The 21,858-nt window shown below is 63.4% G+C and carries 17 protein-coding genes; 4 read left to right on the top strand and 13 right to left on the bottom strand.

Translation table 11 applies throughout. From position 1 onward, the window contains the following. The first annotated feature begins 85 nt into the window (after positions 1-85). The gene (locus C1A35_RS12120) at positions 86-1,543 is read left to right on the top strand and encodes a glutamate synthase subunit beta (protein WP_104664563.1); all 1,458 of its coding nucleotides are present in this window, start codon (positions 86-88) and stop codon (positions 1,541-1,543) included. A 192-nt stretch (positions 1,544-1,735) separates the two neighbouring features. On the opposite strand, the gene C1A35_RS12115 is transcribed toward C1A35_RS12120, so the two are convergent. Together C1A35_RS12115 and C1A35_RS12110 are read right to left on the bottom strand one after the other, a co-directional pair. Then, positions 1,736-2,986: an SGNH/GDSL hydrolase family protein gene (locus C1A35_RS12115; protein WP_234822854.1), complete on the bottom strand. Its 1,251-nt coding sequence runs from the start codon at positions 2,984-2,986 to the stop codon at positions 1,736-1,738. Between the two features lie 136 nt (positions 2,987-3,122). After that, entirely contained in the window at positions 3,123-4,343 is a 1,221-nt protein-coding gene (locus tag C1A35_RS12110) for a lytic murein transglycosylase (RefSeq protein WP_104664562.1), read from the bottom strand. A gap of 397 nt (positions 4,344-4,740) precedes the next feature. Between C1A35_RS12110 and galU the strand changes: the two genes are divergently transcribed. Further along, positions 4,741-5,628: a UTP--glucose-1-phosphate uridylyltransferase GalU gene (galU, locus tag C1A35_RS12105; RefSeq protein WP_104664561.1), complete on the top strand. Its 888-nt coding sequence runs from the start codon at positions 4,741-4,743 to the stop codon at positions 5,626-5,628. A gap of 75 nt (positions 5,629-5,703) precedes the next feature. On the opposite strand, the gene C1A35_RS12100 is transcribed toward galU, so the two are convergent. The 8 genes from C1A35_RS12100 to C1A35_RS12065 all read right to left on the bottom strand — a co-directional run bounded on the left by C1A35_RS12100 (position 5,704) and on the right by C1A35_RS12065 (position 15,251). Beyond that, positions 5,704-7,164, bottom strand: coding sequence for an outer membrane beta-barrel protein (locus C1A35_RS12100; protein WP_104664560.1), 1,461 nt, complete (start codon positions 7,162-7,164; stop codon positions 5,704-5,706). Positions 7,165-7,272: 108 nt separating this feature from the next. Next, positions 7,273-7,728, bottom strand: a complete 456-nt coding sequence (locus C1A35_RS12095) for an NfeD family protein (RefSeq protein WP_104664559.1) — start codon at positions 7,726-7,728, stop codon at positions 7,273-7,275. A 3-nt stretch (positions 7,729-7,731) separates the two neighbouring features. After that, entirely contained in the window at positions 7,732-8,730 is a 999-nt protein-coding gene (locus C1A35_RS12090) for an SPFH domain-containing protein (RefSeq protein ID WP_104664558.1), read from the bottom strand. Positions 8,731-8,927: 197 nt separating this feature from the next. Beyond that, positions 8,928-9,965, bottom strand: a complete 1,038-nt coding sequence (gene hemH / locus C1A35_RS12085) for a ferrochelatase (RefSeq protein WP_104664557.1) — start codon at positions 9,963-9,965, stop codon at positions 8,928-8,930. A 113-nt stretch (positions 9,966-10,078) separates the two neighbouring features. Then, on the bottom strand, positions 10,079-11,953 hold the full coding sequence (locus tag C1A35_RS12080) for a bifunctional metallophosphatase/5'-nucleotidase (RefSeq protein WP_104664556.1): 1,875 nt from the start codon (positions 11,951-11,953) through the stop codon (positions 10,079-10,081). Between the two features lie 229 nt (positions 11,954-12,182). Beyond that, positions 12,183-12,554 carry an outer membrane lipoprotein Omp10 gene (gene omp10 / locus C1A35_RS12075; RefSeq protein WP_077959745.1) on the bottom strand — a complete coding sequence of 124 codons (372 nt, stop codon included), beginning with the start codon at positions 12,552-12,554 and terminating at the stop codon, positions 12,183-12,185. A gap of 173 nt (positions 12,555-12,727) precedes the next feature. Continuing rightward, a complete protein-coding gene (locus tag C1A35_RS12070; protein WP_104664555.1) occupies positions 12,728-14,179 on the bottom strand; it encodes a homospermidine synthase in 1,452 nt (483 codons plus the stop codon). Between the two features lie 193 nt (positions 14,180-14,372). Next, positions 14,373-15,251: a heme-dependent oxidative N-demethylase family protein gene (locus C1A35_RS12065; RefSeq protein ID WP_104664554.1), complete on the bottom strand. Its 879-nt coding sequence runs from the start codon at positions 15,249-15,251 to the stop codon at positions 14,373-14,375. Positions 15,252-15,398: 147 nt separating this feature from the next. Here C1A35_RS12065 and C1A35_RS12060 point away from each other — a divergent pair, with 147 nt between their 5' ends. Then, positions 15,399-16,349 (top strand): sensor domain-containing diguanylate cyclase, encoded by a 951-nt coding sequence (locus tag C1A35_RS12060; RefSeq protein ID WP_104664553.1) that lies wholly within the window; start codon positions 15,399-15,401, stop codon positions 16,347-16,349. On the opposite strand, the gene C1A35_RS12055 is transcribed toward C1A35_RS12060, so the two are convergent. Genes C1A35_RS12055 through C1A35_RS12045 form a run of 3 tightly spaced genes read right to left on the bottom strand, consistent with a single transcriptional unit; the run spans position 16,314 to position 20,052 of the window. Further along, entirely contained in the window at positions 16,314-16,952 is a 639-nt protein-coding gene (locus C1A35_RS12055; RefSeq protein WP_104664552.1) for an aminotransferase class IV family protein, read from the bottom strand. The two genes, C1A35_RS12060 and C1A35_RS12055, sit on opposite strands and share 36 nt — an antisense overlap. Further along, positions 16,949-18,148, bottom strand: a complete 1,200-nt coding sequence (locus C1A35_RS12050; protein WP_104664551.1) for an aminodeoxychorismate synthase component I — start codon at positions 18,146-18,148, stop codon at positions 16,949-16,951. The genes C1A35_RS12055 and C1A35_RS12050 overlap by 4 nt, the downstream gene beginning before the upstream one ends. Positions 18,149-18,192: 44 nt before the next feature. After that, positions 18,193-20,052, bottom strand: a complete 1,860-nt coding sequence (locus C1A35_RS12045; RefSeq protein WP_104664550.1) for a M3 family oligoendopeptidase — start codon at positions 20,050-20,052, stop codon at positions 18,193-18,195. A gap of 188 nt (positions 20,053-20,240) precedes the next feature. Between C1A35_RS12045 and C1A35_RS12040 the strand changes: the two genes are divergently transcribed. Then, a complete protein-coding gene (locus C1A35_RS12040) occupies positions 20,241-21,782 on the top strand; it encodes a sigma-54-dependent transcriptional regulator (RefSeq protein WP_104664549.1) in 1,542 nt (513 codons plus the stop codon). Positions 21,783-21,858 lie beyond the last annotated feature (76 nt).

Below are 21,858 nucleotides of genomic sequence, written 5' to 3'. Positions count from 1 at the left end.
CGGTTCATCACAGATCGGTTCGGGGGCCCCTCACGCGCGCTTGTCAAAAGCGCCTGTTCAGACGCAAAGCTTTCAGGATGATACGATGGGTAAGGTAACTGGATTTCTCGAGATCGACCGGCAAGTGGCAAAGTACCAGCCGGCATCCGATCGCATCCGCCATTTTCGCGAATTCACCATTCCGATGTCAGAACCGGAAGTGCAGAAGCAGGCCGCTCGCTGCATGGACTGTGGCATCCCCTATTGCCACGGTCCGACCGGCTGCCCGGTGCACAACCAGATCCCGGACTGGAACGATCTCGTCTACAACGGCAACTGGGACGAGGCGATCCGCAACCTGCATTCGACCAACAACTTCCCGGAGTTCACCGGCCGCGTCTGCCCGGCGCCGTGCGAGGAAGCCTGCACGCTGAACCTCGAAGACACGCCGGTCGCGATCAAGACCGTCGAGCAGGCGATCGCCGACAAGGCCTATGAGATGGGCTACATCGTGCCGCAGCCGGCCGTCACCAAAACCGGCAAGAAGGTCGCGGTGATCGGCTCTGGCCCTGCCGGCATGGCGGCGGCCCAGCAGCTTGCCCGCGCCGGCCACGAGGTTCACGTCTACGAGCGCGAGACCAAGCCCGGTGGCCTGCTGCGCTACGGCATCCCGGACTTCAAGATGGAGAAGAACTTCATCGACCGCCGCGTCGATCAGATGCGGGGCGAAGGCGTCACCTTCCACTGCGGCATCAATGTCGGCGTCGACGTGCCGATGCAGCGCCTGCTCGACGATCACGATGCCGTGCTCTATTGCGGCGGCTCCGAGACGCCGCGCGACGCGGGCATCCCGGGCGTCGAGTTCGCCGGCGTCCATGACGCGATGCCGTACCTCGTGCAGCAGAACCGCCGCGTCGGCCGCGAGAACATCGACAGCGTCGGCTGGCCGTCGCAGCCGATCCTTGCCGGCGGCAAGCACATCGTCGTCGTCGGCGGCGGCGACACCGCGTCCGACTGCGTCGGCACCGCTTTCCGCCAGGGCGCGGTCAAGGTGACCCAGCTCGACATCCGCCCGCAGCCGCCGGAAAAGGAAGACAAGCTCGCCGTCTGGCCGTTCTGGGCGACGAAGATGCGCACCTCCTCCAGCCAGGCCGAAGGCGCCATCCGCGAGTTCCAGGTGGCGACACTCGAATTCATCGGCGACGAGGACGGCAACCTCACCGGCGTGAAGTGCTGCCAGGTGGACGACCGCCGCAAGCCGGTCGCCGGTACGGAGTTCATCATCAAGGCGGACCTCGCCTTCATCGCCATCGGTTTCCGCGGGCCCTTCACCAACAGCGTGCTCAAGGACCTCGGTGACAAGCTGACGCTCAACACCGACCGCCGCGGCTCGACCAACGTCGTTGCCAACGAGCGCGACTACAAGACCTCGCTCGACAAGCTCTGGACCGCCGGAGACGTGCGCCGCGGCCAGTCGCTCGTCGTCTGGGCGATCCGCGAGGGCCGCCAGGCGGCGCGCGCGATCGACGAGGCGCTGATGGGCTCCACCACCCTGCCGCGCTAAACAAGCTTACTCCCAAGCATGAAAAAGCCCCGCAGCGATGCGGGGCTTTTTTCATGGCCGGGTCAGTCGGCCGAATGGTGACCGTCGATCTAAAGCGCATCGCGATCTTTCAGATTGGCTCCGTGCGCTTTAAGTTATTGATTTGGCGCATGTCGTTATCGCAAATCGCTGCGCACTTTTGCGCGACATGCTCTAGTTGCGGATCACCGGGTTGCTGATGACCGTACTCGGCTTCGACAGGCGGAAATCATCGACGCGGCCGGCCGGGGCGGTGGCGACGTCGCCCTTGCCCACCAAGAGATCGCGCGGGCTCTTGCCGTTGCCCTTGTCCGGTGCGGCGCTGCCGAGCAGGGACGCGGCGCCATCGAGCGCCGGATCGGTGAGCCCGATCGGCTGGGTCTTGACGATATCCTCGTTGCCGAGCGGCGCCGTCACCACCAGGTCCTTGAGTTCGTCGGCGCCCGGTACGTTCTTGTCGGTGGCGGCGGCATCGCCGAGCAGCCGGCGGATGTCCTTTTCGACATAGAAGGCGAGCTTGCGCTTGCCGGCCTTGGTGAGGTTGACGCCGTCGGCGCCGCGCAGGCGCACCTGCTGGCCGTTGATGTCGGAGCCGGTCAGCACGAACTTGCCGCCTTCGTCGACGAAGCCGTCCCAGATGTCGACGAACTGGCCGCCCACCTTCTCGATCTCCTCGCGGTAGATGCCGTTGAAGGTGACCATGTCGGCCGTCATCGCGGCCGACTGGAACGGCGGCATGCCGACCCAGAGAACCGGCAGCTTCTCCTTGCGCGCAAGGGCGGCCAGCGCGTTGACGCGCTTGCGATATTCTTCCGTCCAAAGGTCGGAGCGGAATTTCTCCTTGGCGCTGCCGATCTGCATCTGCTGGCGATCGTTGGCGCCGAGGCTGATGATGATGACCGACGGCTTTACTTCGCCGACATAGCCCGGCAGCGTGCCCGGCCAGTTGAAATAGTCTTCGCGCACGAGGCCGGATGAGCCGTTCGCCCGCGTCTCGATGGTGATGCCGGGCGTCATCTCGAAGGCCGTCTTCAGGCCGTCGCCGAGGCTGCCGGCCATGAAGTCGCCGACGACGAGCACCTTCTTGGCATCCGGCGCCTTCTCCACCACCACCGGCGCCGGGGCAGGGGTGTCGGCAACCTTCGGCTTCTGCTTCTGCTGGCCCTGGCCCTTCTGTCTCTGCTGCGGCTGGCGCTGGCGCTTTGGGCGCGGCTGTTCGGGATAATAGTCGCGATCCTGGTAGGTCGGACGTTCGCGGGTCAAGCCGCCGAAGAGCATCTGAAACAAGGTGCGGCGCTGAACGCGCTCCTGCGCCTCGGCAAAGCTCGCAAATAGGCCGACGGTGAGCATCGCCATAAGCGCGATGCAGATCGTGGCAACCCCGAACGGCGTTCGGCCAATTTGCCTGCGGCGCCTGCTGATCATCTGCTTCTCTGCCCCGTTCATCGCGCGTCCGGGCGGTCTTGCCGCTCGAAAGTTTCAGCGCGCCGCACGGGGGGTGCAGCGCGCTTGGCCTATTGTATCTCACGGATACTCGGATCGTGAAACCGTTTCGAGCCTGCTAGTTGCGGAGCGCCCGCAGCAGCATCTGCGTCGGTTCTCCATCCGGCGCCAGTCCGTTCTTCGACTGGAAAGCCTGGATCGCAGCCTTCGAACCGGAGCCGAAATTGCCGTCGACTTCGCCGCTGTAGTAGCCAAGCTCCTTCAACCGGTTCTGCAGCTCGAACTTCTCGCTGATGTCAAGCGATCCGTCCGGGCGCGGCCAGCGCTGCTGCATGCCCTGGTAGCCGGCGATCTGGTCGGCGAGCAGGCCGACGCCGAGCGCGTAGCTATCCGAGGCGTTGTAGCGCTTGATGACGAAGAAGTTCTTGGTCATCAGGAAGCCGGGGCCGTTGCCACCGCTCGGCAGCTTGAGTTCGGCGCGCGTGCTGCCGTTGCGGAAGCCCTTGCCGTTCGGCCGGGCAAAACCGAGCGACGCCCATTCCTTGAGCGTCTTCGTCTGGCCGGAGTATTTCGCGGCATTTACCGGCGGGGCGACTTCGTAGCCCCAGGTCTCGCCCGGCTGCCAGCCATTCTTCTTCAGAAGGTTGGCGGCGGTCGCCAGCGCGTCCGGCACGGAGTTCCAGATGTCGCGGTGACCGTTTCCGTCCGCGTCGACCGCATAGAGCAGGTAGCTCGTCGGGATGAACTGGGTGTGACCCATTGCGCCTGCCCAGGAGCCGGTCAGTTCGCGCGGCGTGATGTCACCCTTCTGCAGGATCTTGAGTGCGGCGATCAGCTGCTTCTTGGCATAGTTCGACCGCTTCGGGTCCGCATAGGCAAGGGTAGCGAGTGCGCGCGGCACATAGTGCAGGCGGTCATCCTTCTCCAGCACGGCGCCGTAGTTGGACTCCATCGACCAGATGGCGAGAAGAATCGTCTTGTCGACGCCGAAGTGTTTCTCCAGCGCGTTCAGCGTGCGGGCGTGCTTGGCCGCCATCTCCTGGCCGACGCGCTTGGTGTAGGGGTTCACGCGGGAATCGATATATTCCCAGATCTTGTGCTTGAACTCCGGCTGGTAGTTGGCCTTGTCGATGACGGTCTGGTCCGGCGACTTCACGCCGGCAAAGGCCTGACGGTAGGTTGCCTTTGTGATGCCGGCCTGGGCGGCCGTTGCGTAAAACTCGTTGATCCAGTTCTGGAATCCGGTATCGGCGCGCGCAGGCGCGGTGCCGAGCGTGGCGGCGGATAGGACGAGGGCGGCTGCGATATGACGGAAAAACGTCCTGCGGTTTCTGATCATCAGCTGTCGGTTCCGTTTCTCTGCGGGGCTTCGGCCGTCATGGCCCGAATCACTCCGCAAGGTGGCAGTCTGGGGCCAGCCTGGACGGTGGGGGCAGTCGTCGGCGGCTCCTGTTTCGGATCCGGCCGCGCTTGTTGCATTGCCGGATTGCAACGAATCTACAGAAACGTGGTCAACAAACCCTTTACCATGAAAATGTGGTGGCGTCTTCGGCCACAGAAAATGTCAAGCCTTGGTCGCGGAGTTCGCATATGCATTTGTTCCGTCGGTTCATGCTGTGTTCAGCTGACGGCATAGAGATTGCGGCTCCATTACGGAGCGCTGTATGGTTCGGGACAGATTGATGCCCGGACCGTTCGGCAAGAGTTATGAGTGAAATCCTATTAAGGAGGTATCGATGACCGACAAGCGTAAAGTCCGCAAAGCCGTGTTCCCGGTCGCGGGACTGGGCACCCGTTTCCTGCCGGCTACCAAGGCCGTGCCGAAGGAAATGCTGACGGTGGTGGACAAGCCGGTCATTCAATATGTGGTCGACGAGGCGCTGGAAGCCGGCATCGAGCATCTGATCTTCGTCACCGGCCGCAGCAAGGCGGTGATCGAGGACTACTTCGACATCCAGGTCGAGCTCGACCAGACGCTGCGCGAGCGCAACAAGAAGGCCGAGATCCAGCTGCTCGACAGCATCCTGCCAAAGGCCGGCACCACCAGCTTCACCCGCCAGCAGGCGCCGCTCGGTCTCGGCCACGCGGTCTGGTGCGCCCGTGACCTCGTCGGCAACGAGCCCTTCGCGCTGCTTCTGCCTGATATGATCATGAAGGGCGAGAAGGGCTGCCTCAAGGGCATGGTCGAGCTCTATGAACAGAGCGGCGGCAACGTCATCGCCGTGGAAGAGTGCGCGCCGGACCAGGCGCACAAATACGGTATCGTCGGCGTCGGCGACAAGGTTGGCGACGGCTTCAAGATCACCAAGATGGTTGAAAAGCCGGCACCGGGCACGGCTCCGTCCAACTTCTTCATCAACGGCCGCTACATCCTGCAGCCGGAGATCTTCCCGATCCTCGAAAAACAGGAGCGCGGCGCCGGCAACGAGATCCAGCTGACCGACGGCATGCTCAAGCTATCCGACAACCAGCAGTTCGCAGCCTACCACTTCCGTGGCGATACCTACGACTGTGGTGCCAAGGACGGCTTCATCCTGGCCAACGTTGCCTTCGCGCTCGAGCGTGGCGATATCCGTCCGACCGTCGAAGGCCCGCTGAAGAGCCTGCTCGGCGCTCTGAAGTAACCGGTTTCTTCTCAAGGGCAGAAAGGGCCGCGCCCATCGGGCGCGGCCTTTTCGTATCTGGACAACGGGATTGCCTCAGCGGCGGAGCGTCAATCCGACGCCGACGCGGGTGATGTCCGTCGTGTCGCCGCGATCGCGGGTCGTGCGCTCGTAGCTGACGTCGCCTGTCAGCGCCAGGTAGCGGTTGATGTCGTAGGTCAGACCCGCGCCAGTGCGCCATGTGGTTTCGTCCGACGAACGCGCGTCCGAGGGGTAGTTGCGCAGCGTCAGGCTGTTGGTCAGCCGCGCCACCAGATCCGAGCGCATCTGGTGGGTGATGATGTTGGTGAGGTTGTAGTCGATCGAACCAGCATCGCCCGGCGTCGTCGACGGGTTGAGGTCGGTCGAAACGGCGAAGAGCACGTCGGTGCCGCGTTGCGGCGACCAGTTGAGCCGGCCATCGACCGAAAGGCCGCTGAGATCGCCGAGCCGGCCGTCCTCGAAATTGTAGGTCTCGTAACCGAGCCCGAGTTCGCCGTAGAGTTTCTCGCCGAGGTCAAGCTCGACACCCCCGCGCGCCGCATAGGTCTGGTAGGAACGCTCGAAGCCGAGTGGATCCTCGCGCAGATCGTAAAGAGACTTTCCGACGGAGCCCTCGATGAACGGGATCAGCGCCGGCGACAGCTCATAGCCGACGCGGGCGGTGAGGGTGCCGGTGTTGCGGTTGCGGTATTTGACCGACAGGTTGGTGCCGTTCTCCAGCTCGACGTCGCCATAGGTACGCCGGTCGAAGTCGATGCCGACCGAACCGCGGATCAGGCCGAAGTCGCGCTCGATCGCCGCGCCGAGGCGATAGGTGTTGACCGCGGATTGTTCCTTGGCGTTGGAAATCGCGTTCGGATCGTCGGCGTCCTCGCGCTCGAAGCTGTAGCCGGCGCGCAGACGCGCGACCGTCTCGTCCCAGAGATCGAGGCGCAACTCCGCGTCGACATTGGCGCGCGGCTCTTCCTCACCCTCGCCGGAGATGTTGTTCTGCAGCACGCCTTCGCCGGTGACGGTCAGCTGGTGGCGCGACCAGTCCGACGTCAGGGTGCCACGGATTCCCGTCTCCAGATAGCCGCGGTTGGTCTTGGTGTCGCCGTCCTTGCGCCATTCATGGTTGATGCTCTCGCTGATGCTCGGGCGCAGCGTGAAAGTGCCGATGCGGACGCCCGGGGCGCGATCGTATTCGGGGTTATAGGTCCGCAGCCTGAGGCCGTCGATGGTCGGCTCGCGCTGGTTCAGGCGGAGGTAGTCCTCGTTCGAGGCTGGCGTCAGGTCGTCGGCGCTGACGGCGCCGGTGGTCTGCGGGTCGGCGATCGCGGGTGTGGCCGGGCTGGCTGAAGCCGCGGTGCCCGCGCCATAGGTCGTCGTCGGCGCAGTGATGGCGGGCGCGGTCGTGGCGGTCTGGGCGTTCAAGGACGTGGGAACAAGCAGCGCCGTGCCGGCCAGCAGCAACGCCAGCGAGGCTGAACGCCGCACGTCTCCTTTGGTCGAGCGAGATAAGCCTGGCACCATATGCCGTTTGTCCACGAGCCTGATTGCAATCCTTTCGCAATCGTAAAGCGACGTGGTTAAGCAATCGTTTCCATCGGCAAAAAACCTCGCGGCATCAGCCGCTTGCGGTCACGCGCTTTCGACGGTCAGGTTGCGGCCGTGGGTGGAAACGACGCGCACCCGCGTGCCGGCCGGCAGGTCAGGTCCCTCGACGATCCAGAACGTATCGTCAAGCCGGATGCGCCCACGGCCCTCGGCGATCGGTTTGTCCAGCACCGCCGTGCGGCCGACAAGGCTTTCGGTGCGCTGGTTCAAAAGCGGTTCGTCGCTGATTTCGGAGGAGCGAACGAAGCGGCGTCCAAGCAGGACGGCCGCCACAGAAAGCAGTGCGAACAGCACGAGCTGAACCTGCCACGTCCAGAGGCCGACCTCCCACAGCATGAGGGAGAGGATGCCGACGGCCAAGGCGGCAACGCCGATCCAGATCAGGAACACACCGGGCGCGACAAGCTCGGCGGCCAGAAGCACGAAGCCCAGAACCCACCAGCTCCAGGGCCCGAGCTCTTGAATGGCGCGTTCGATCATCGGTTATTTCCCTTGCGAGGGGTCGGCCGGGAAGGCCGGCGTGGTGCGCGGCGTCGACTGGCGTGGACGCGCTGCTTGCGCCGACTGGCTGTCGCCGAAGACTTCCCTGGCGATGGCGCCGATGCCGCCGAGCGAACCGATGAGCGCCGAGGCTTCCATCGGCATCAGCACGATCTTCTGGTTGTTGGCGGTGCCGATCGAGGCGAGCGCTTCGGTATACTTCTGCGCGACGAAGTAGTTGATCGCCTGAACATCGCCGGCAGCAATGGCCTCGGAGACCATCTTGGTCGCCTTGGCTTCGGCCTCTGCCAGACGTTCACGCGCTTCGGCGTCGCGGAAGGCCGCCTCGCGCTGGCCCTCGGCCTGCAGGATCGCCGACTGCTTGGCACCTTCGGCGCGCAGGATCTGCGCATTTCTCGAGCCTTCGGCTTCGAGCACCTGGGCACGCTTCTCGCGCTCGGCCTTCATCTGCCTTGCCATGGCGTCGACGAGATCCTTCGGCGGCGCGATATCCTTGATCTCGATGCGGGTGATCTTGATGCCCCAGGGGCTGGCGGCTTCGTCGACGACGTGCAGCAGCCTGTCGTTGATGGTATCGCGGTTGGAGAGCAACTCGTCGAGATCCATCGAGCCCATGACCGAGCGGATGTTGGTCATCGTCAGGTTGAGGATGGCGTTTTCGAGATGCGCGACCTGGTAGGCCGCCTGTGCTGCGTTCAGCACCTGGTAGAAGGCGACGGCATCGGCCGAGACGCTGGCATTGTCCTTGGTGATGACTTCCTGGGTCGGAACGTCGAGGACCTGCTCCATCACGTTCATCTTGGCGCCGATCCGGTCGATGAACGGGACGATCAGGTTGAGGCCCGGTTCCAGGGTTTTCGTGTAGCGCCCGAAGCGTTCGATCGTATAGCGGTAGCCCTGGGGCACCGTCTTGATCCCCATGAAGAGGACCAGGATGATAAGCACCACGAAGCCAATGACGACGATATCCATTCCGCCCAAGACATACCCCCTTAAATTGCAATCGCGACCTGTGGCTGCACTCTAGCGCATTCCGTTTGCCTTCGGAATCGGTTTTCCGTGGATTGCGCGTAAATTCAAAATGTTAGAATGGCGCACTCGCCGGTGGGCAAGCGCGCGGCTCCTTCATCCTGAGGTGGTGATCCGGGCGTCGGTTTCAAGCGCGGCGCGCTCTGAAATCAGAGCCAGCCGGCAAGTTCCCGGCGAACAACGTGTTCGAGCACGGCCATGCCTTCGGCGCTGTCGTTCAGACAGGGGATGTGGGTGAATTTCTCGCCACCATTGTGATGGAAGCTTTCGGCCGCCTGTTCGGCGATCTCTTCCAACGTTTCCAGACAGTCGGAGACGAAGCCGGGGTTGAGGACGGCGATGCGCTTGACGCCCTCCTGCGCAAGCTTTTCGACCGTCTTGTCGGTGTAGGGCTGCAGCCATTCCTCGGGCCCGAAGCGCGACTGGAAGGTGACCTGCAGCTTCTCCTTCGGCCAGCCGAGTTTTTTGCGCAAGAGCCGCGCCGTCTTCTGGCACTGGCAATAATAGGGATCACCCTTGTCGAAATAGCTCTTCGGGATGCCGTGGAAGGAGGTGAGCACCACTTCCGGCTCCCAGTCGAGCGTCGCCAGATGCCGTTCGATCGATGTTGCCAGCGCGTCGATATAGACGGGGTCGTCGTGGTAGGGCGGTACCGTGCGCAGCGCCGGTTGCCAGCGCATCTTCAACAGCGCTTCGAAGGCCTTGTCGTTGACGGTTGCCGTCGTCGCCGCCGCATATTGCGGATAGAGCGGGAAGACGAGGATGCGCTCGCATCCGGCCTTCTGCAGGGCCTCCATGCGCGAGGCGATCGAAGGCTGGCCGTAGCGCATGCCCCAATCGACGATCACGTTAGGCTGGTCGGCGAAGGACTTCGCCATCAGTTCGGACTGGTTGCGGGTATAGGTGCGCAGGTAGCTCTCGTTCAGATCCTTGTTCCAGATCGTCTCATAGGCTTTGCCGACCTTGCCCGGACGGGTGTTGAGCACGATGCCGAAGAGGATCGGATACCAGAAGAGCCGCGACCATTCGATCACCCGGCGGTCGGTCAGAAACTCCTTCAGGTAGCGGCGCATCGAGGTGTAATCGGTGCCATCAGGCGTGCCGAGATTGACCAGCAGGATACCGACCTTTCCGGATTTGACGGACGGGTGGTTGGCAGGGGTGGTCACGGCAAGCTGATCGGTCATCTGGGTCCTCGTCGGCCCCGTTCAATCGGGACACTGTCGGTTTCAAATCCTTCTAAAAAGAAAAGCCGGCGCGGGGAAGCCCGCGCCGGCTCGGAAAGTAGAGGCAAATTGTCTTACTTTGCCGGAATCTCCAGTTCTGTGCCGACATGCAGGTGGCGCGGCGCCGGCTTGCCGTTGGCCTCGGAGATCTTTGCCCAGAGCGCGCCGTCGCCATAGAAGGCCTTGGCGAGATCCCAGAGCGTATCGCCCTTGGCGATCACGTGCTTCTGCGGGCCGCTCGCAGCGGCCGTGCTGCCGGCGGTTGCCGCCGGCTGGGCTGCCGCGGCGTCGGCCGCAGGCTTTGCTTCGGCTGCCGGCTCCGCTGTCGCAGCGCCTGCGGCCGAAGCGACCTCGGTGATGCGGCCGTCGGTGTAGGGCTTGAACGGCTGGTGGGCTGCGAGGTAGTCGGCAAGCACGGTTTCGAGGCCCGGACCGTAGTCGTAGGCGTTCTCACCCTGCGTCTTGAAGACGTCGTAGCCGTCGCCGCCATTGCGCATGTAGTTGTTGGTGACGAGCGAATAGGTCTTGGCCGGGTCGAGCGGCACGTAGCCTTCGCCTTCCTTGACCTCGACCGAGACGACGCGGCTGCCGACCGGCTTCGACTTGTCGAAGGCGTACTTCATGCCGGCCACCTGCGGGAAGCGGCCGCCGCCTTCCTCGAGCTTGCTCAGGCCGTTTTCAAGGGCTGCACGAATGCCGTCGCCCTTGATCTGGAAGGTCGCAACCGTGTTCTGGAACGGCAGGACGGTGATGGCTTCGCCCATCGAAACGTCGCCGGCATCGATCGACGCGCGCAAGCCGCCGCCATTGGTGATGGCGATGGTCACGCCCTGGCCCTTGACGCGGTCGAGCATGGCGTCGGTGAGCAGGCTGCCCATCTCGCATTCCCGGGCGCGGCAATTGTCGCGCGAGCCGTCGATCGGCGCCTCGGTCTTGGCGATGATCTTCGAGCGCAGTTCCTCGATCGGCTTGCCGAGTTCGGCGACGCGCGCAAGCACTGCCTCATCCGGCTTGACCGAGCTGTCGACCAGGATCGGGTCGCCCTTGGCGGCCTTGACAACGCCCTTGTCGTCGAAGGTGACGACGAGGTCGCCGAGATACTTCGTATAGGAGCCGGCCTGGACCACCGGAACCTTGTAGCCGCCGGGGTTGTCGACCATGGTCGGGTAAGGACCCTCGGCTTTCGCGTCGGTGTTCGAAAGCAGGCTGTGCGAGTGGCCGCCGACGACGACGTCGACATCCGGGATCTTGGCGATCGCCGCGAGGTCACGCGGATAGCCGACATGGGTCAGCGCAATGATCTTGTCGACGCCCTGCTTCTTCAACTCCTCGACGGCTGCCGTCGTGGTGGCGACGTCGTCGCCGATCAGGATGTCGGGGCCCGGGGAGGAGAGTTCAGGCGTGTCGTTGGCGACCGCGCCGACGATGCCGACCTTCTGGCCGCCGACATCGAGCACGATCGACGGCTTGATCCGGTCGCCGATCTTCGACTTCTGGCTCGGCAGCACGTTGGCGGTGACGACCGGGAAGGCGATCTTGTCGAGGAAGCCGGCAAGGCCGTCCTCGCTTTCGTCGAACTCGTGGTTGCCGACGGTCATCGCGTCGAACTTCATCAGGTTGAGGAATTCCGCTTCGGCGAGGCCCTTGTAGGTGGTGAAGAACAGCGAACCCTGGAAGTTGTCGCCGGCATTCAAGAGCAGCACGTTCTTGCCCGAGAGGTCCTGGCGCTTCTGGTCGATCAGCGCCTTGAGGCGCGCGACGCCACCGAAGCACTCGTTCTTGCCTTCCTCTTCCGCCGAGCAGGTGGAATCGAACTTGTTGATCGATTCGATGCGGGAATGGAGGTCGTTGATATGCAGGATATTCAACTCATAATCGGCGAAGGCTGCGCCCGAGGAAAGGGCAAGAATGGACGCGGTCATCAGGCCGGTCCGCACGTGTCTGATCATGATGTTCTCCTGTTTTTGCCGGTTTTCGTCCGACCGTCTCCGGTCCGTCGAAACGGGTCCGGTCCCCACGGTCGGGGTGGCTTTGCCGGGCCGATGTTTTCATCACTTGAAGGCGACTTCAAGCGCTAAAACCATCCTCCGATTGCTGATTTGCAACTAGGTTAAGCCTATGGCCGGCAACAAAAAAAGCCCCCGGACGGGGGCCTTTCGTGCTTGCCTGTTTACGGTATTAGCCGCGTCGCGCCAGCGAGAACTGCGCGCCGGCGTCGGTGGTGCAGTTGAGCTGGTTCTGCGTGACGAGGGCACAGGCGACCTTGGACTGGGTGTTGCGCACCAGCGAGGTCATGTTGATTTCGACGAGCGTCGGGCTCGTCTTGACGTAGTTGCCCGAGGCGAGCAACTGGTTGGTGTCGGTCGTGCGGGTGGAGAAGGTCCCGCCGGCAAAGGTCGAGACGATGCCGTTCGGGTCCACCCAGGAGCCTTCGACGCCCGACGCCTGGCGTGCCGGCTGTCCGCCCTCATCGATGATCCGGGGCGACGACTGGCAGGAGGCAAGCGCCGCCGCGGTTGCGAGTAGGGTCAGAACGGCGAATGGCTTCATAGGCGATTTCCCCCGCGTTTGGGTCGAGCGGATTGTTTCATTCCGGCAGACCATGCCGCGATCATGAGTTGAAAGCAAGAGCGGCGGGCCGCCGCCTTGGGCTTTTCCGGCAGAGATGAAAAGGCCCGGGGCACGTTCGTGTCCCGGGCCGGATGCGCTTACGCCTCAGCAGCTTAGCGAACGAGGATGTTCTTGAACTGCCACGGATCCTTGGTGTCGATGTCCTCGGGGAACAGGCCCGGGCGACCGTCGAGCGGGGTCCAGTCGGTGTAGTGACCTTCGACCGGGCCGAGATACTGCAGCTGGACTTCGAGGCAACGCTTGTAGTCCATCTCGTCGGCTTCGACGATGCCGGCCTTCGGGTTTTCGACAGCCCAGACCATGCCGGCGAGAACGGCCGAGGTCACCTGCAGGCCAGTCGCGTTCTGGTAAGGCGCGATGCGGCGGGTTTCTTCCAGCGACAGGCGCGAACCGAACCAGTAGGCGTTCTTGTCGTGGCCGTAGAGCAGCACGCCGAGTTCGTCGACGCCGTCGACCAGTTCCTTTTCGTCAAGGACGTGATGGACCGGCTGGGCGTTGCCGCCGTTGCCGAACATCTCGTGCAGCGACAGAACGGCGTCGTTGGCCGGATGGTAGGCGTAGTGGCAGGTCGGGCGATAGGTGACTTCGCCGTCCTTGTCGCGAACCGTGAAGAAGTCGGCGATCGAGATCGCCTCGTTGTGGGTCACGAGGAAGCCATACTGCGGGCCGGGGGTCGGGCACCAGGTGCGCACGCGGGTGTTGGCGCCCGGCTGCTCCAGGTAGATCGCCGCCTTGCAGCCCTTCTTGTGCTTCTTGGCGTTCTTCGGCATCCAGTTTTCATGGGTGCCCCAGCCGAGTTCGGCCGGCTGCAGGCCCTCGGAGATGAAGCCTTCGACCGACCAGGTGTTCCAGAAGGTGTTGAAGGGCTTCGGGTTCTTGGTGCGCTGGGTGTCGCGCTCGGCGATGTGCACGCCCTTGACGCCGACCTTCTTCATCAGCTTGGCCCAGCCTTCGCGGTCGTCCTGATGCGGTTCTTCGTACTTCACGCCAAGGTCGTTGGCGAGGTTCAGGAGGCCCTGCTTGACGAACCAGGAGACCATGCCGGGGTTGGCGCCGCAGGTGGACACCGCGGTCGTGCCGCCCGGGTTCTTTTCCTTTTCCTTGCGCACGGTTTCGCGCAGCGCATAGTTGGTGCGCTCGGAATTGTCCATTTCGGCGTCGAAGTAGAAGCCGAGCCACGGCTCGACGACCGTGTCGACGTAGAGCACGTCGAGCTTGCGGCACATCTTCATCAGGTCGAGCGAGCCGGTGTCGACCGACAGGTTGACGCAGAAGCCCTGGCCTTCGCCTTCCGTCAGGAGCGGCTTCAGCAGTTCCTTGTAGTTGTCCTTCGTCACGTGCGCGCGAACGTGGCGTACGCCATGCCGTTCGAACAGTTCGTTGTCGGCAGCGTCCTCACGGGGCTCGACCACGATCAACCGGTTCTTGTCGTATTTGAAGTGGCGCTCGATCAGCGGCAACGTGCCGCGACCGATCGAACCGAAACCGATCATCACGATCGGACCGGTGATCTCGCCATAAACCGGATAGGTGGTATCTGCCATTTTTGTCTTACTCCTGAGAAAACTTTCCCTGTGGCGGTGGGTGACCAAGCATGAGGAAGCGGCTGTGGCCGCTGTTCTGGCTCGTATGAATGTGCCGAAACGGCCGCTGTGCCCGTGGGGCACGCGGCGCTGTAGAGCATAGATTGCTGTCACAATAAAGAGCGGGAAGGTCAACCGCTATTTGAGGGTGTGCTTAACCGGCGATCGATTGCAGGGCCGCAATCAGCCCGTCCCGCTTGCTGACAAGCCCCTTGTAGGCGGCCTGCGGCAAGGTCAGGGCGCGCAACTGCTCGATGAAGGAGGATGCCAGTGCCGCGGCATCGGGTCGCTTGCGCAGCATCGTCAGCGGGTCGGAGTAGATGCGGATGGTGAAGACGAGCGCGCCGGTCTGAGGCAGCTTGCGCAGTGTCTGCCGTTCGATGCGGATGAAGGTCCGCTCCTCGGTCATTTCGATCGCGCCGGCTGCAATGCCCTCGGATTTCGATTTCGGCAGATGCAGCGCGCCGTCGACATTGACCGCCCAGTTGAAGCGCTCGACGAAACGGCCAGGCGGCAGATTGTCGAACATGCGGGCAATCAGTTCGGCATTGCGGGTGCCATGCTCGAAGCCCGGGACGGGGCCGTGGATCTCGTTCATGGTGCGGCCGTATTTCTCGGCGAGCGACCAGGAGGAGGGGAAGGCGACATAGGCGGCGTTGAGGCGCCAGCCGTCGTCGGTCTTCTGCATGATGGCGAGATCGTCCTGGACGAGCGATCCGGCGATGGCCAGCGGGACATCCCCTGCGAGCGGCACGGGCTCGCCGCCGACGATCATGCTGTCGCCGTCACGGCGATAGACTTCAGGGTATGCGGCGGGCAGGTAGTCGAGCAGAACGCCGAGCAGTTCCCTCTGGGCCTCCTGCGTACCGTCGGCTGCTGCGAACACGGCGCCACGCGCCTGCGCGAGCAGCCGCTTCTTTTCGTCGAGATAGCGCTGCAGCTGGTCGTCCGGCTCGATCCAGCGATCGGGTTCGAGCTGGGCAAGGCCGATGGTGAAAGGTTTTGAAGAACCGTCGTAAGGCGTATGCTTCATGCGGAGCGATCGGTCCAGGTTGCGATTTAACCATATCACTATCGTTTCGCACGGTGAAACGCTTGTCACAAGCGGTTCGTGCTATAGCTACGTTAGAAGCATCCGCTTCGCGCCATAATTGATTAGTTCCCGGAGGCGTGACAGACCGTGACCGGTAGTCATCTCAAGGCTCTTGCGGCCCTACAGAGCAAAACACCCGTGCTGATCGCACTTTATGATCAGCACGATCGACTGCGCTTCGCCAATCCGGCGTTTCGCGCGGCCTACCATCTCGGTCCGGACGAGAGCCCGACCTGGGAAGAGATCATGCGCCGGAACCATGCCGCCGGACAGGGCACGGTCCTGAAGTCGGAAGATATCGATGCCTGGATCGCCTCGACACTGCACCGGCGCGGCAAGGTGCCGTTCCGCGCCATGGAAACGGACCTGCACGACGGTCGCTGGCTGTGGATGACGGAAACGGTGGATGCGGATGGCTGCATGCTGTGCATCGCCGTCGACGTGACGACGATCCATGCGGAAGAGCGGGAACTGCGCCAGGACCGCGACTTTGCGCTTCGGGCCGCCCAGGTCGACGAGCTGACGAGCGTGCCCAACCGCCGCTACACGATGGGGCGTCTCACCGAGTTCATCGCCAACTGCGCCGAGAACCCGCATATGTGGGGCTGTGTCGCGATCATCGACATCGACTACTTCAAGGCGATCAACGATCGCCACGGGCACCAGCGCGGCGACGAGGTGCTGCTCGATTTCGCCCGCCAGATGCAGGAATTCGTGCGCCGTTCGGACTGCTTCGGCCGGATTGGCGGCGAGGAGTTCATGCTCATCCTGCCGGATACGACCATCAGCGAGGGCCACCGCATTCTCGATCGTCTGCTCGAACGGGTGCGCAATTCCCGCCCGCTCGAGAACATCCCGGAGTTCTTCTACACCTGTTCGGTCGGGGTTGCGGAGTATCGCGACGGGGACACGGTCAGCGACCTCTATGCGCGCGCCGATCAGGCGCTCTATCTCGCCAAGCGCGATGGGCGGGACCAGGTCAGACGCCACACGCTTCCCGGCTCAGACCATGAGGTTCACCCGGATCAGGCCCCGTAGCGAATTGCCGACGTAAAGGTTGCCGCGGGCGAGGTCGTTAAGCGAAAGCCGCGCGACCCGCGCGCGGCGCTGGCAGATGAGTTCGGTGCGCAGCACGCCGGCAAGCAGGCCACAGGCGATTGGCGGCGTCTTGAGAATGCCGCTGCCGTCGTCGAGGAAGACCGAGGTGATCGTGCCTTCGCAGACCTCGCCCTTCTCGTTCAGAAGCAGAACCTCGTCGACCTCGCTTGGCGCAAACTCGGCGCGGGCGGCTTCATAGGCGGCGCGGCGGCTGGTCTTGTAGCGCAAGAGCGGATCGCTCGAATTGAGCCGCATGGCGGCAATCCGCACCCGCCAGACCGTCTCTTCGGGCAGCGGCGTGAAGGGCGCGGTCTTCACCTCGATGCGGCCGTCCGGGAAAAGCTCGAGGCGCACGCGAAGCGCGGTTCCGGCATTGCCGGCGGCTGCCTCGACCGCCGCAAGCAGCGCGGCTTGCGCGCCATCGGCGCCGGACATGCCGAGACGGCGGGCGGACCGGACCAGACGCGCGAGGTGCAGGCGCAACCGGACGAAGCCGGCCTCGGGCTCGTAGCGCAGGGTTTCGATCAGCGAGAAATCCGTCATCGGACGACCGCGCTGTCGGCTGGCGCGACATCGCGTTCACCGAGCGCGATCCTGTCGTCGCCAACGGCGAAGCGGGCCTTCAGGAGGCACTCCTCGTATTCAGATTGGGCGGTGCTGTCGAAGACGATGCCGCCGCCGACATTGAAGACGGCGTCGCCATTTTCGAAAAGCGATATCGTCCGGATCGCGACGCTGAAACGCATCACGCCGTTTGGCGCGATGAAGCCGATCGCGCCGCAATAGGCGTCGCGAGGGCCATCCTCCAGGTCGTGCAGGATCTCCATCGCGCGGATCTTCGGCGCACCGGTGATCGAGCCGCAGGGAAAAAGAGCGGCGAAGATGTCGCTGAGGGTGATTTCGGGCAGGAGCCTTGCCCGGACGTGGCTCACCATCTGGTGCACGGTCGGGTAGGTCTCGATGTCGAAGAGCTTGGGGACATCAAGCGTGCCGACCTCGGTGATGCGCGAAATGTCGTTGCGCAGGAGGTCGACGATCATCCGGTTCTCGGCCTGGGTCTTTTCATCGGCGCGCATGGCGGCGATGATCTCGGCATCTTCGGCGGCCGTCGCGCCGCGCTTGGCCGTGCCCTTCATCGGGTGCGTCTCGATCCAGCCGTCCGCATCGACACGGAAGAAAAGCTCCGGGGAACGCGACAGGAGCACCGGCCCGTCGAGCGCGACGAGCGCGCCGTATTTGACCGGCTGCCGGTCGATCAGCGACCAGAAGGCGGCGCGCGGGTCGCCAGACCAGCGGGCGCGGATCGGCATCGTCAGGTTGGCCTGGTAGCAATCGCCCTGTCGCAGGTGCTGGTGCAGGCGGTCGAAGCGTTCGCGGTAGGTGTCGAAGTCCCAGTCGGCGCGCGGCTCGCTCAAGAAGGGTTCGTTCTCGGTTCGCCGCTGCGGCTCGGAAAGGGGATGATCCTCGCTCGGCGCATCGAAGATGCCGAAGGACATCAGCGGCGTTTCGCGGCCCTCCTCGGCGTAGCCTGCGAGTTTCGCCTCGAAGAGATGCCCGGCCTCGTAGGACATGAAGCCGGCGATCCACTTGCCGGATTTGTGCGCGCGTTCAAGCTCCGCAAGGCCGCGGACAAATTCCGCCTTGGTGCGGGCGGTTATGACGCGCGAAGGCGAGGCGAAAACCGTGGTGCGGCTTTCGCTGTCGTCCCGGAACAGCACATAGGGTGCGGTGTCGTTCATAAAGTCGTCTTGTCGATCGCTCCGCGATCCGGATTGTTTCCGGATCAGGCCTTATCAAGTGCCTCGAGTTCGTCGATGAGCCCTTCGATCATCGACAGTCCCTGTGCCCAGAACGACGGATCGGTGGCATCGAGGCCGAAGGGCGCGAGCAGTTCCGAATGATGCTTGGTGCCGCCGGCCTTCAGAAGCTCGAAATACTTGTCCTGGAAGCCCTGCTCGGCGTTCTGGTAAACGGCATAGAGCGAGTTCACCAGGCAGTCGCCGAAGGCATAGGCATAGACGTAGAAGGGCGAATGGATGAAGTGGGGGATATAGGCCCAGTAGGTCTCGTAGCCCTCGGAAATGCGGATCGCCGGGCCGAGGCTCTCGTTCTGCACCGACAGCCACAGCTTGCCGATATCGTCGGCCGTCAGTTCGCCTTCCTTGCGGGCGGTGTGCACCTTGCGCTCGAACTCGTAGAAGGCGATCTGGCGCACGACCGTGTTGATCATGTCCTCGACCTTCTGGGAGAGCATGGCCTTGCGCTCGCGCTTGTCCTTCGTCCGGTCGAGCAGCGCCCGGAACGTCAGCATCTCGCCGAAGACCGAGGCGGTTTCGGCAAGCGTCAGCGGCGTCGAGGCCATCAGCGCGCCCTGGCCGCCGGCGAGCACCTGGTGCACGCCATGGCCAAGCTCGTGGGCGAGCGTCATCACGTCGCGCGGCTTGCCCATGTAGTTGACGAGCACATAGGGATGGGCCGAGGGCACCGTCGGGTGCGCGAAGGCGCCGGGCGCCTTGCCGGGCCGCACCGGTGCGTCGATCCAGCGCTCGTCGAAGAAGCGACGCGCAATCGCGGCCATTTCCGGCGCGAAGGCATTGTAGGCGGAGAGCACGGTGTCCCTGGCTTCATTCCACGAGATCAGCGCGTTCGGGGTTTCCGGCAATGGTGCGTTGCGGTCCCAGAAATCCATCTGTTCCATGCCGAGCCACTTCGCCTTCAGCGAATAGTAGCGATGCGACAGGCGCGGATAGGCGGATTTGACCGCTTCGGCGAGCGCATCGACGACCTCGCGCTCGACGCGGTTGGCCAGATGCCGGCTATCGGCGATATCCTTGAAGCCACGCCAGCGGTCGGAGATTTCCTTGTCCTTGGCGAGCGTGTTGGTGATCAGCGTGAAGGTGCGGATGTTGGCCTTGAAGGTTTCGGCAAGCGCCATCGCCGCCTTCTTGCGAACGTCGCTCGACGGGTCCTGCAGCAGGTTGAGGGTGACCTCGAGCGGCAGCGCTTCACCGTCGACATTGAAGGTAAGGCTCGCCATCGTCTCGTCGAACAGCCGGTTGAAGGCGGCGGCACCCGTCATCGACTTTTCCAGGAACAGCTGTTCCAGCTTGTCGTCGAGCTGGTAGGGCTTGTCCATGCGCAGATCGGTCAGCCAAGGCTTGTAGTGAGCGGCGAGCGCATCGTTTTCGAGCGCCTTGTCGAGGATCGCGTCGTCGATCCGGTTCAGCTCCAAGGAGAAGAACAGGAGATGCGCCGACATGTCGGTGAGCTTCGACTGCACGTCGCCATAAAGCTTGCCATTCTCCGGCTTGGACGTGTCGGAGAAATAGGTGAGGCCGGCAAAGGAGGCGATGCGGCCCATTATGTCTTCGAGCGCTTCGAATTCCCTGACGGCCGCGCCGATGCCGGCGTCGCCGCTCTTCGTCGCCGCTTCGGCCAGCTTGCCCTTCCATTTGGTCTCGAAGGCGATCGCGTCGGCATCGGCCTTCTTCAGATCGTCGCGAAACGCATCCGAGGAGGCGGAGGGATAGAGATCCTCCAGCCGCCAGGAGGGCAGGTCACCGAGGTCGGCAGCGGCGCCATGGCTCTGGCCGGCGGCGGCGCGGACAACGAATTGCTCGGGGGCGAGGGGGCGGAAGGTCATCGTCGGATTTCTCTCGTTCGTGACAGGAAGAGGCAAGCGATATGGGCCCCATTGCTATCGCCGGCAATGGATAAAATGCAAGCATTTCTCAAAACATGATGTTCAGCCCTTTATGGCACAGATGCCTGACGTGATTTGGCACATGACGTTGGCCAAAGAGTACCGCGTGTCCAGAGCAGGAGGCTTCCGTGACATCACACATTCTGGTCATTGATGACGATCCGGTGCAGCGCCGGTTGCTGACGAACATGATCGAGCGTCTCGGTCATGTGGCGCATCTCGCCGATAACGGCCGCAGCGGTCTGGAACTGCTTGAGCGCAAGGGTGGCATGATCAATGTCATCCTGCTCGATCTCCTGATGCCGGAAATGAACGGCCACGGCTTCCTTGAAGCGCTGGCCGAACGCGGCGTCGACACGCCGGTTATCGTCCAGACCGGACAGGGCGGCATCGAGACCGTGGTGCACGCGATGCAGGCCGGCGCCTTCGACTTCCTGGTGAAGCCGGTCTCTCCGGAGCGCCTGTCGGTGGCGATCGGCAACGCGCTGAAAATGGCGAGCCGCGACGGCAAGGTCAAAACCTCGCGCCGTCCGCGCGGCGGCGCCGTCGGCTTCGACGACGTCGTCTCGGCAAGCCCGGCGATGATCCGGGTGATCGATCTTGCGCGCCGCGCCGCGCAGTCCAACATCCCGATCGTGCTCGAAGGCGAATCCGGCGTCGGCAAGGAAATGGTGGCCCGCGCCATCCAGTCGGCAAGCGATCGGGTCGGCAAGCCCTTCGTCACCGTCAACTGTGGCGCCATCCCGCACAATCTGGTCGAAAGCATTCTCTTCGGCCACGAAAAGGGCGCCTTTACCGGCGCGACCGAAAAGCACACCGGCAAGTTCGTCGACGCGGACGGCGGAACGCTGTTCCTCGACGAGATCGGCGACCTGCCGCTCGAGGTTCAGGTCAAGCTGTTGCGCGCGGTCCAGCAGGGCGAAATCGAGACGATCGGCGCGCGTCATCCGCAGAAGGTGAATGTGCGACTGATCTCCGCGACCAACAAGGACCTCATCAACGAGGTTCGGGAGGGGCGGTTCCGTGAGGATCTCTACTACCGCCTCAATGTTTTCCCGATCACCATTCCGGCGCTTCGCCGGCGCAAGGAAGATATCCCGGTGCTGGTGCGCTCCTTCGTCGAGCGCTTCGCCGCCGAGCAGCGGCTGAACCAGCCGCTGGCGGTATCGAGCGGCGCGCTGGCACTCCTGACCGCCTATGACTGGCCGGGCAACATCCGCCAGCTCGAGAACGCGATCTTCCGCGCCGTCGTGCTTGCCGAGGGCAACGAGCTGACGGTGAAGGACTTCCCGCAGATCGCCACCCAGATACCCGGCTATGTGGTTTCCGACCGCGCCGGCTTTTCCTGGGGCGAGGCAGGGCCCGAGCGGGCGGCGGCTGGTGAAGCAGCGTCGAGCGTCTATCCCGACTTTGCAAGTGCGGCAAAATCGATGGAGACAGAGACCTCGGGCGATCCGCGCATGGAGAACGCGATCGCCAGCGTCGACGAAGGCGGAGACGTCCGCAAGCTTGCCGAAGTCGAGGAGGAACTGATTCGTTTTGCGCTGAAATTCTACCGCGGACAGATGAGCCAGGTGGCCCGCAAGCTCGGCATCGGCCGGTCTACCCTCTACCGCAAGCTGAAGGATTATGGCATCGATCCCGATAACCCCTTGAGAGAGGCGGCATAAAATCGACGCATTCACGCTTCATTAGCCGTGCTCTTCAGTCACCGCCGTTTAGACCTTGTTAGTGAAGTATTCACTA

The sequence above is a fragment of the Ensifer adhaerens genome, assembly GCF_002940685.1.
Lineage (GTDB): Bacteria > Pseudomonadota > Alphaproteobacteria > Rhizobiales > Rhizobiaceae > Ensifer > Ensifer adhaerens_E.
The sequence above is the reverse complement of the archived record's forward strand: the minus strand, read 5'-3'. Positions and strand labels throughout refer to the sequence as shown.

What these genes read in the sequence shown, in the direction of transcription:
- C1A35_RS12120 (WP_104664563.1), top strand. Translation starts at nt 86, where the DNA reads ATGGGTAAGGTAACTGGATTTCTCGAGATCGACCGGCAAGTGGCAAAG.
- C1A35_RS12115 (WP_234822854.1), bottom strand. Translation starts at nt 2,986, where the DNA reads ATGATCAGCAGGCGCCGCAGGCAAATTGGCCGAACGCCGTTCGGGGTT.
- C1A35_RS12110 (WP_104664562.1), bottom strand. Translation starts at nt 4,343, where the DNA reads ATGATCAGAAACCGCAGGACGTTTTTCCGTCATATCGCAGCCGCCCTC.
- galU (WP_104664561.1), top strand. Translation starts at nt 4,741, where the DNA reads ATGACCGACAAGCGTAAAGTCCGCAAAGCCGTGTTCCCGGTCGCGGGA.
- C1A35_RS12100 (WP_104664560.1), bottom strand. Translation starts at nt 7,164, where the DNA reads ATGGTGCCAGGCTTATCTCGCTCGACCAAAGGAGACGTGCGGCGTTCA.
- C1A35_RS12095 (WP_104664559.1), bottom strand. Translation starts at nt 7,728, where the DNA reads ATGATCGAACGCGCCATTCAAGAGCTCGGGCCCTGGAGCTGGTGGGTT.
- hemH (WP_104664557.1), bottom strand. Translation starts at nt 9,965, where the DNA reads ATGACCGATCAGCTTGCCGTGACCACCCCTGCCAACCACCCGTCCGTC.
- C1A35_RS12080 (WP_104664556.1), bottom strand. Translation starts at nt 11,953, where the DNA reads ATGATCAGACACGTGCGGACCGGCCTGATGACCGCGTCCATTCTTGCC.
- omp10 (WP_077959745.1), bottom strand. Translation starts at nt 12,554, where the DNA reads ATGAAGCCATTCGCCGTTCTGACCCTACTCGCAACCGCGGCGGCGCTT.
- C1A35_RS12070 (WP_104664555.1), bottom strand. Translation starts at nt 14,179, where the DNA reads ATGGCAGATACCACCTATCCGGTTTATGGCGAGATCACCGGTCCGATC.
- C1A35_RS12065 (WP_104664554.1), bottom strand. Translation starts at nt 15,251, where the DNA reads ATGAAGCATACGCCTTACGACGGTTCTTCAAAACCTTTCACCATCGGC.
- C1A35_RS12055 (WP_104664552.1), bottom strand. Translation starts at nt 16,952, where the DNA reads ATGACGGATTTCTCGCTGATCGAAACCCTGCGCTACGAGCCCGAGGCC.
- C1A35_RS12050 (WP_104664551.1), bottom strand. Translation starts at nt 18,148, where the DNA reads ATGAACGACACCGCACCCTATGTGCTGTTCCGGGACGACAGCGAAAGC.
- C1A35_RS12045 (WP_104664550.1), bottom strand. Translation starts at nt 20,052, where the DNA reads ATGACCTTCCGCCCCCTCGCCCCCGAGCAATTCGTTGTCCGCGCCGCC.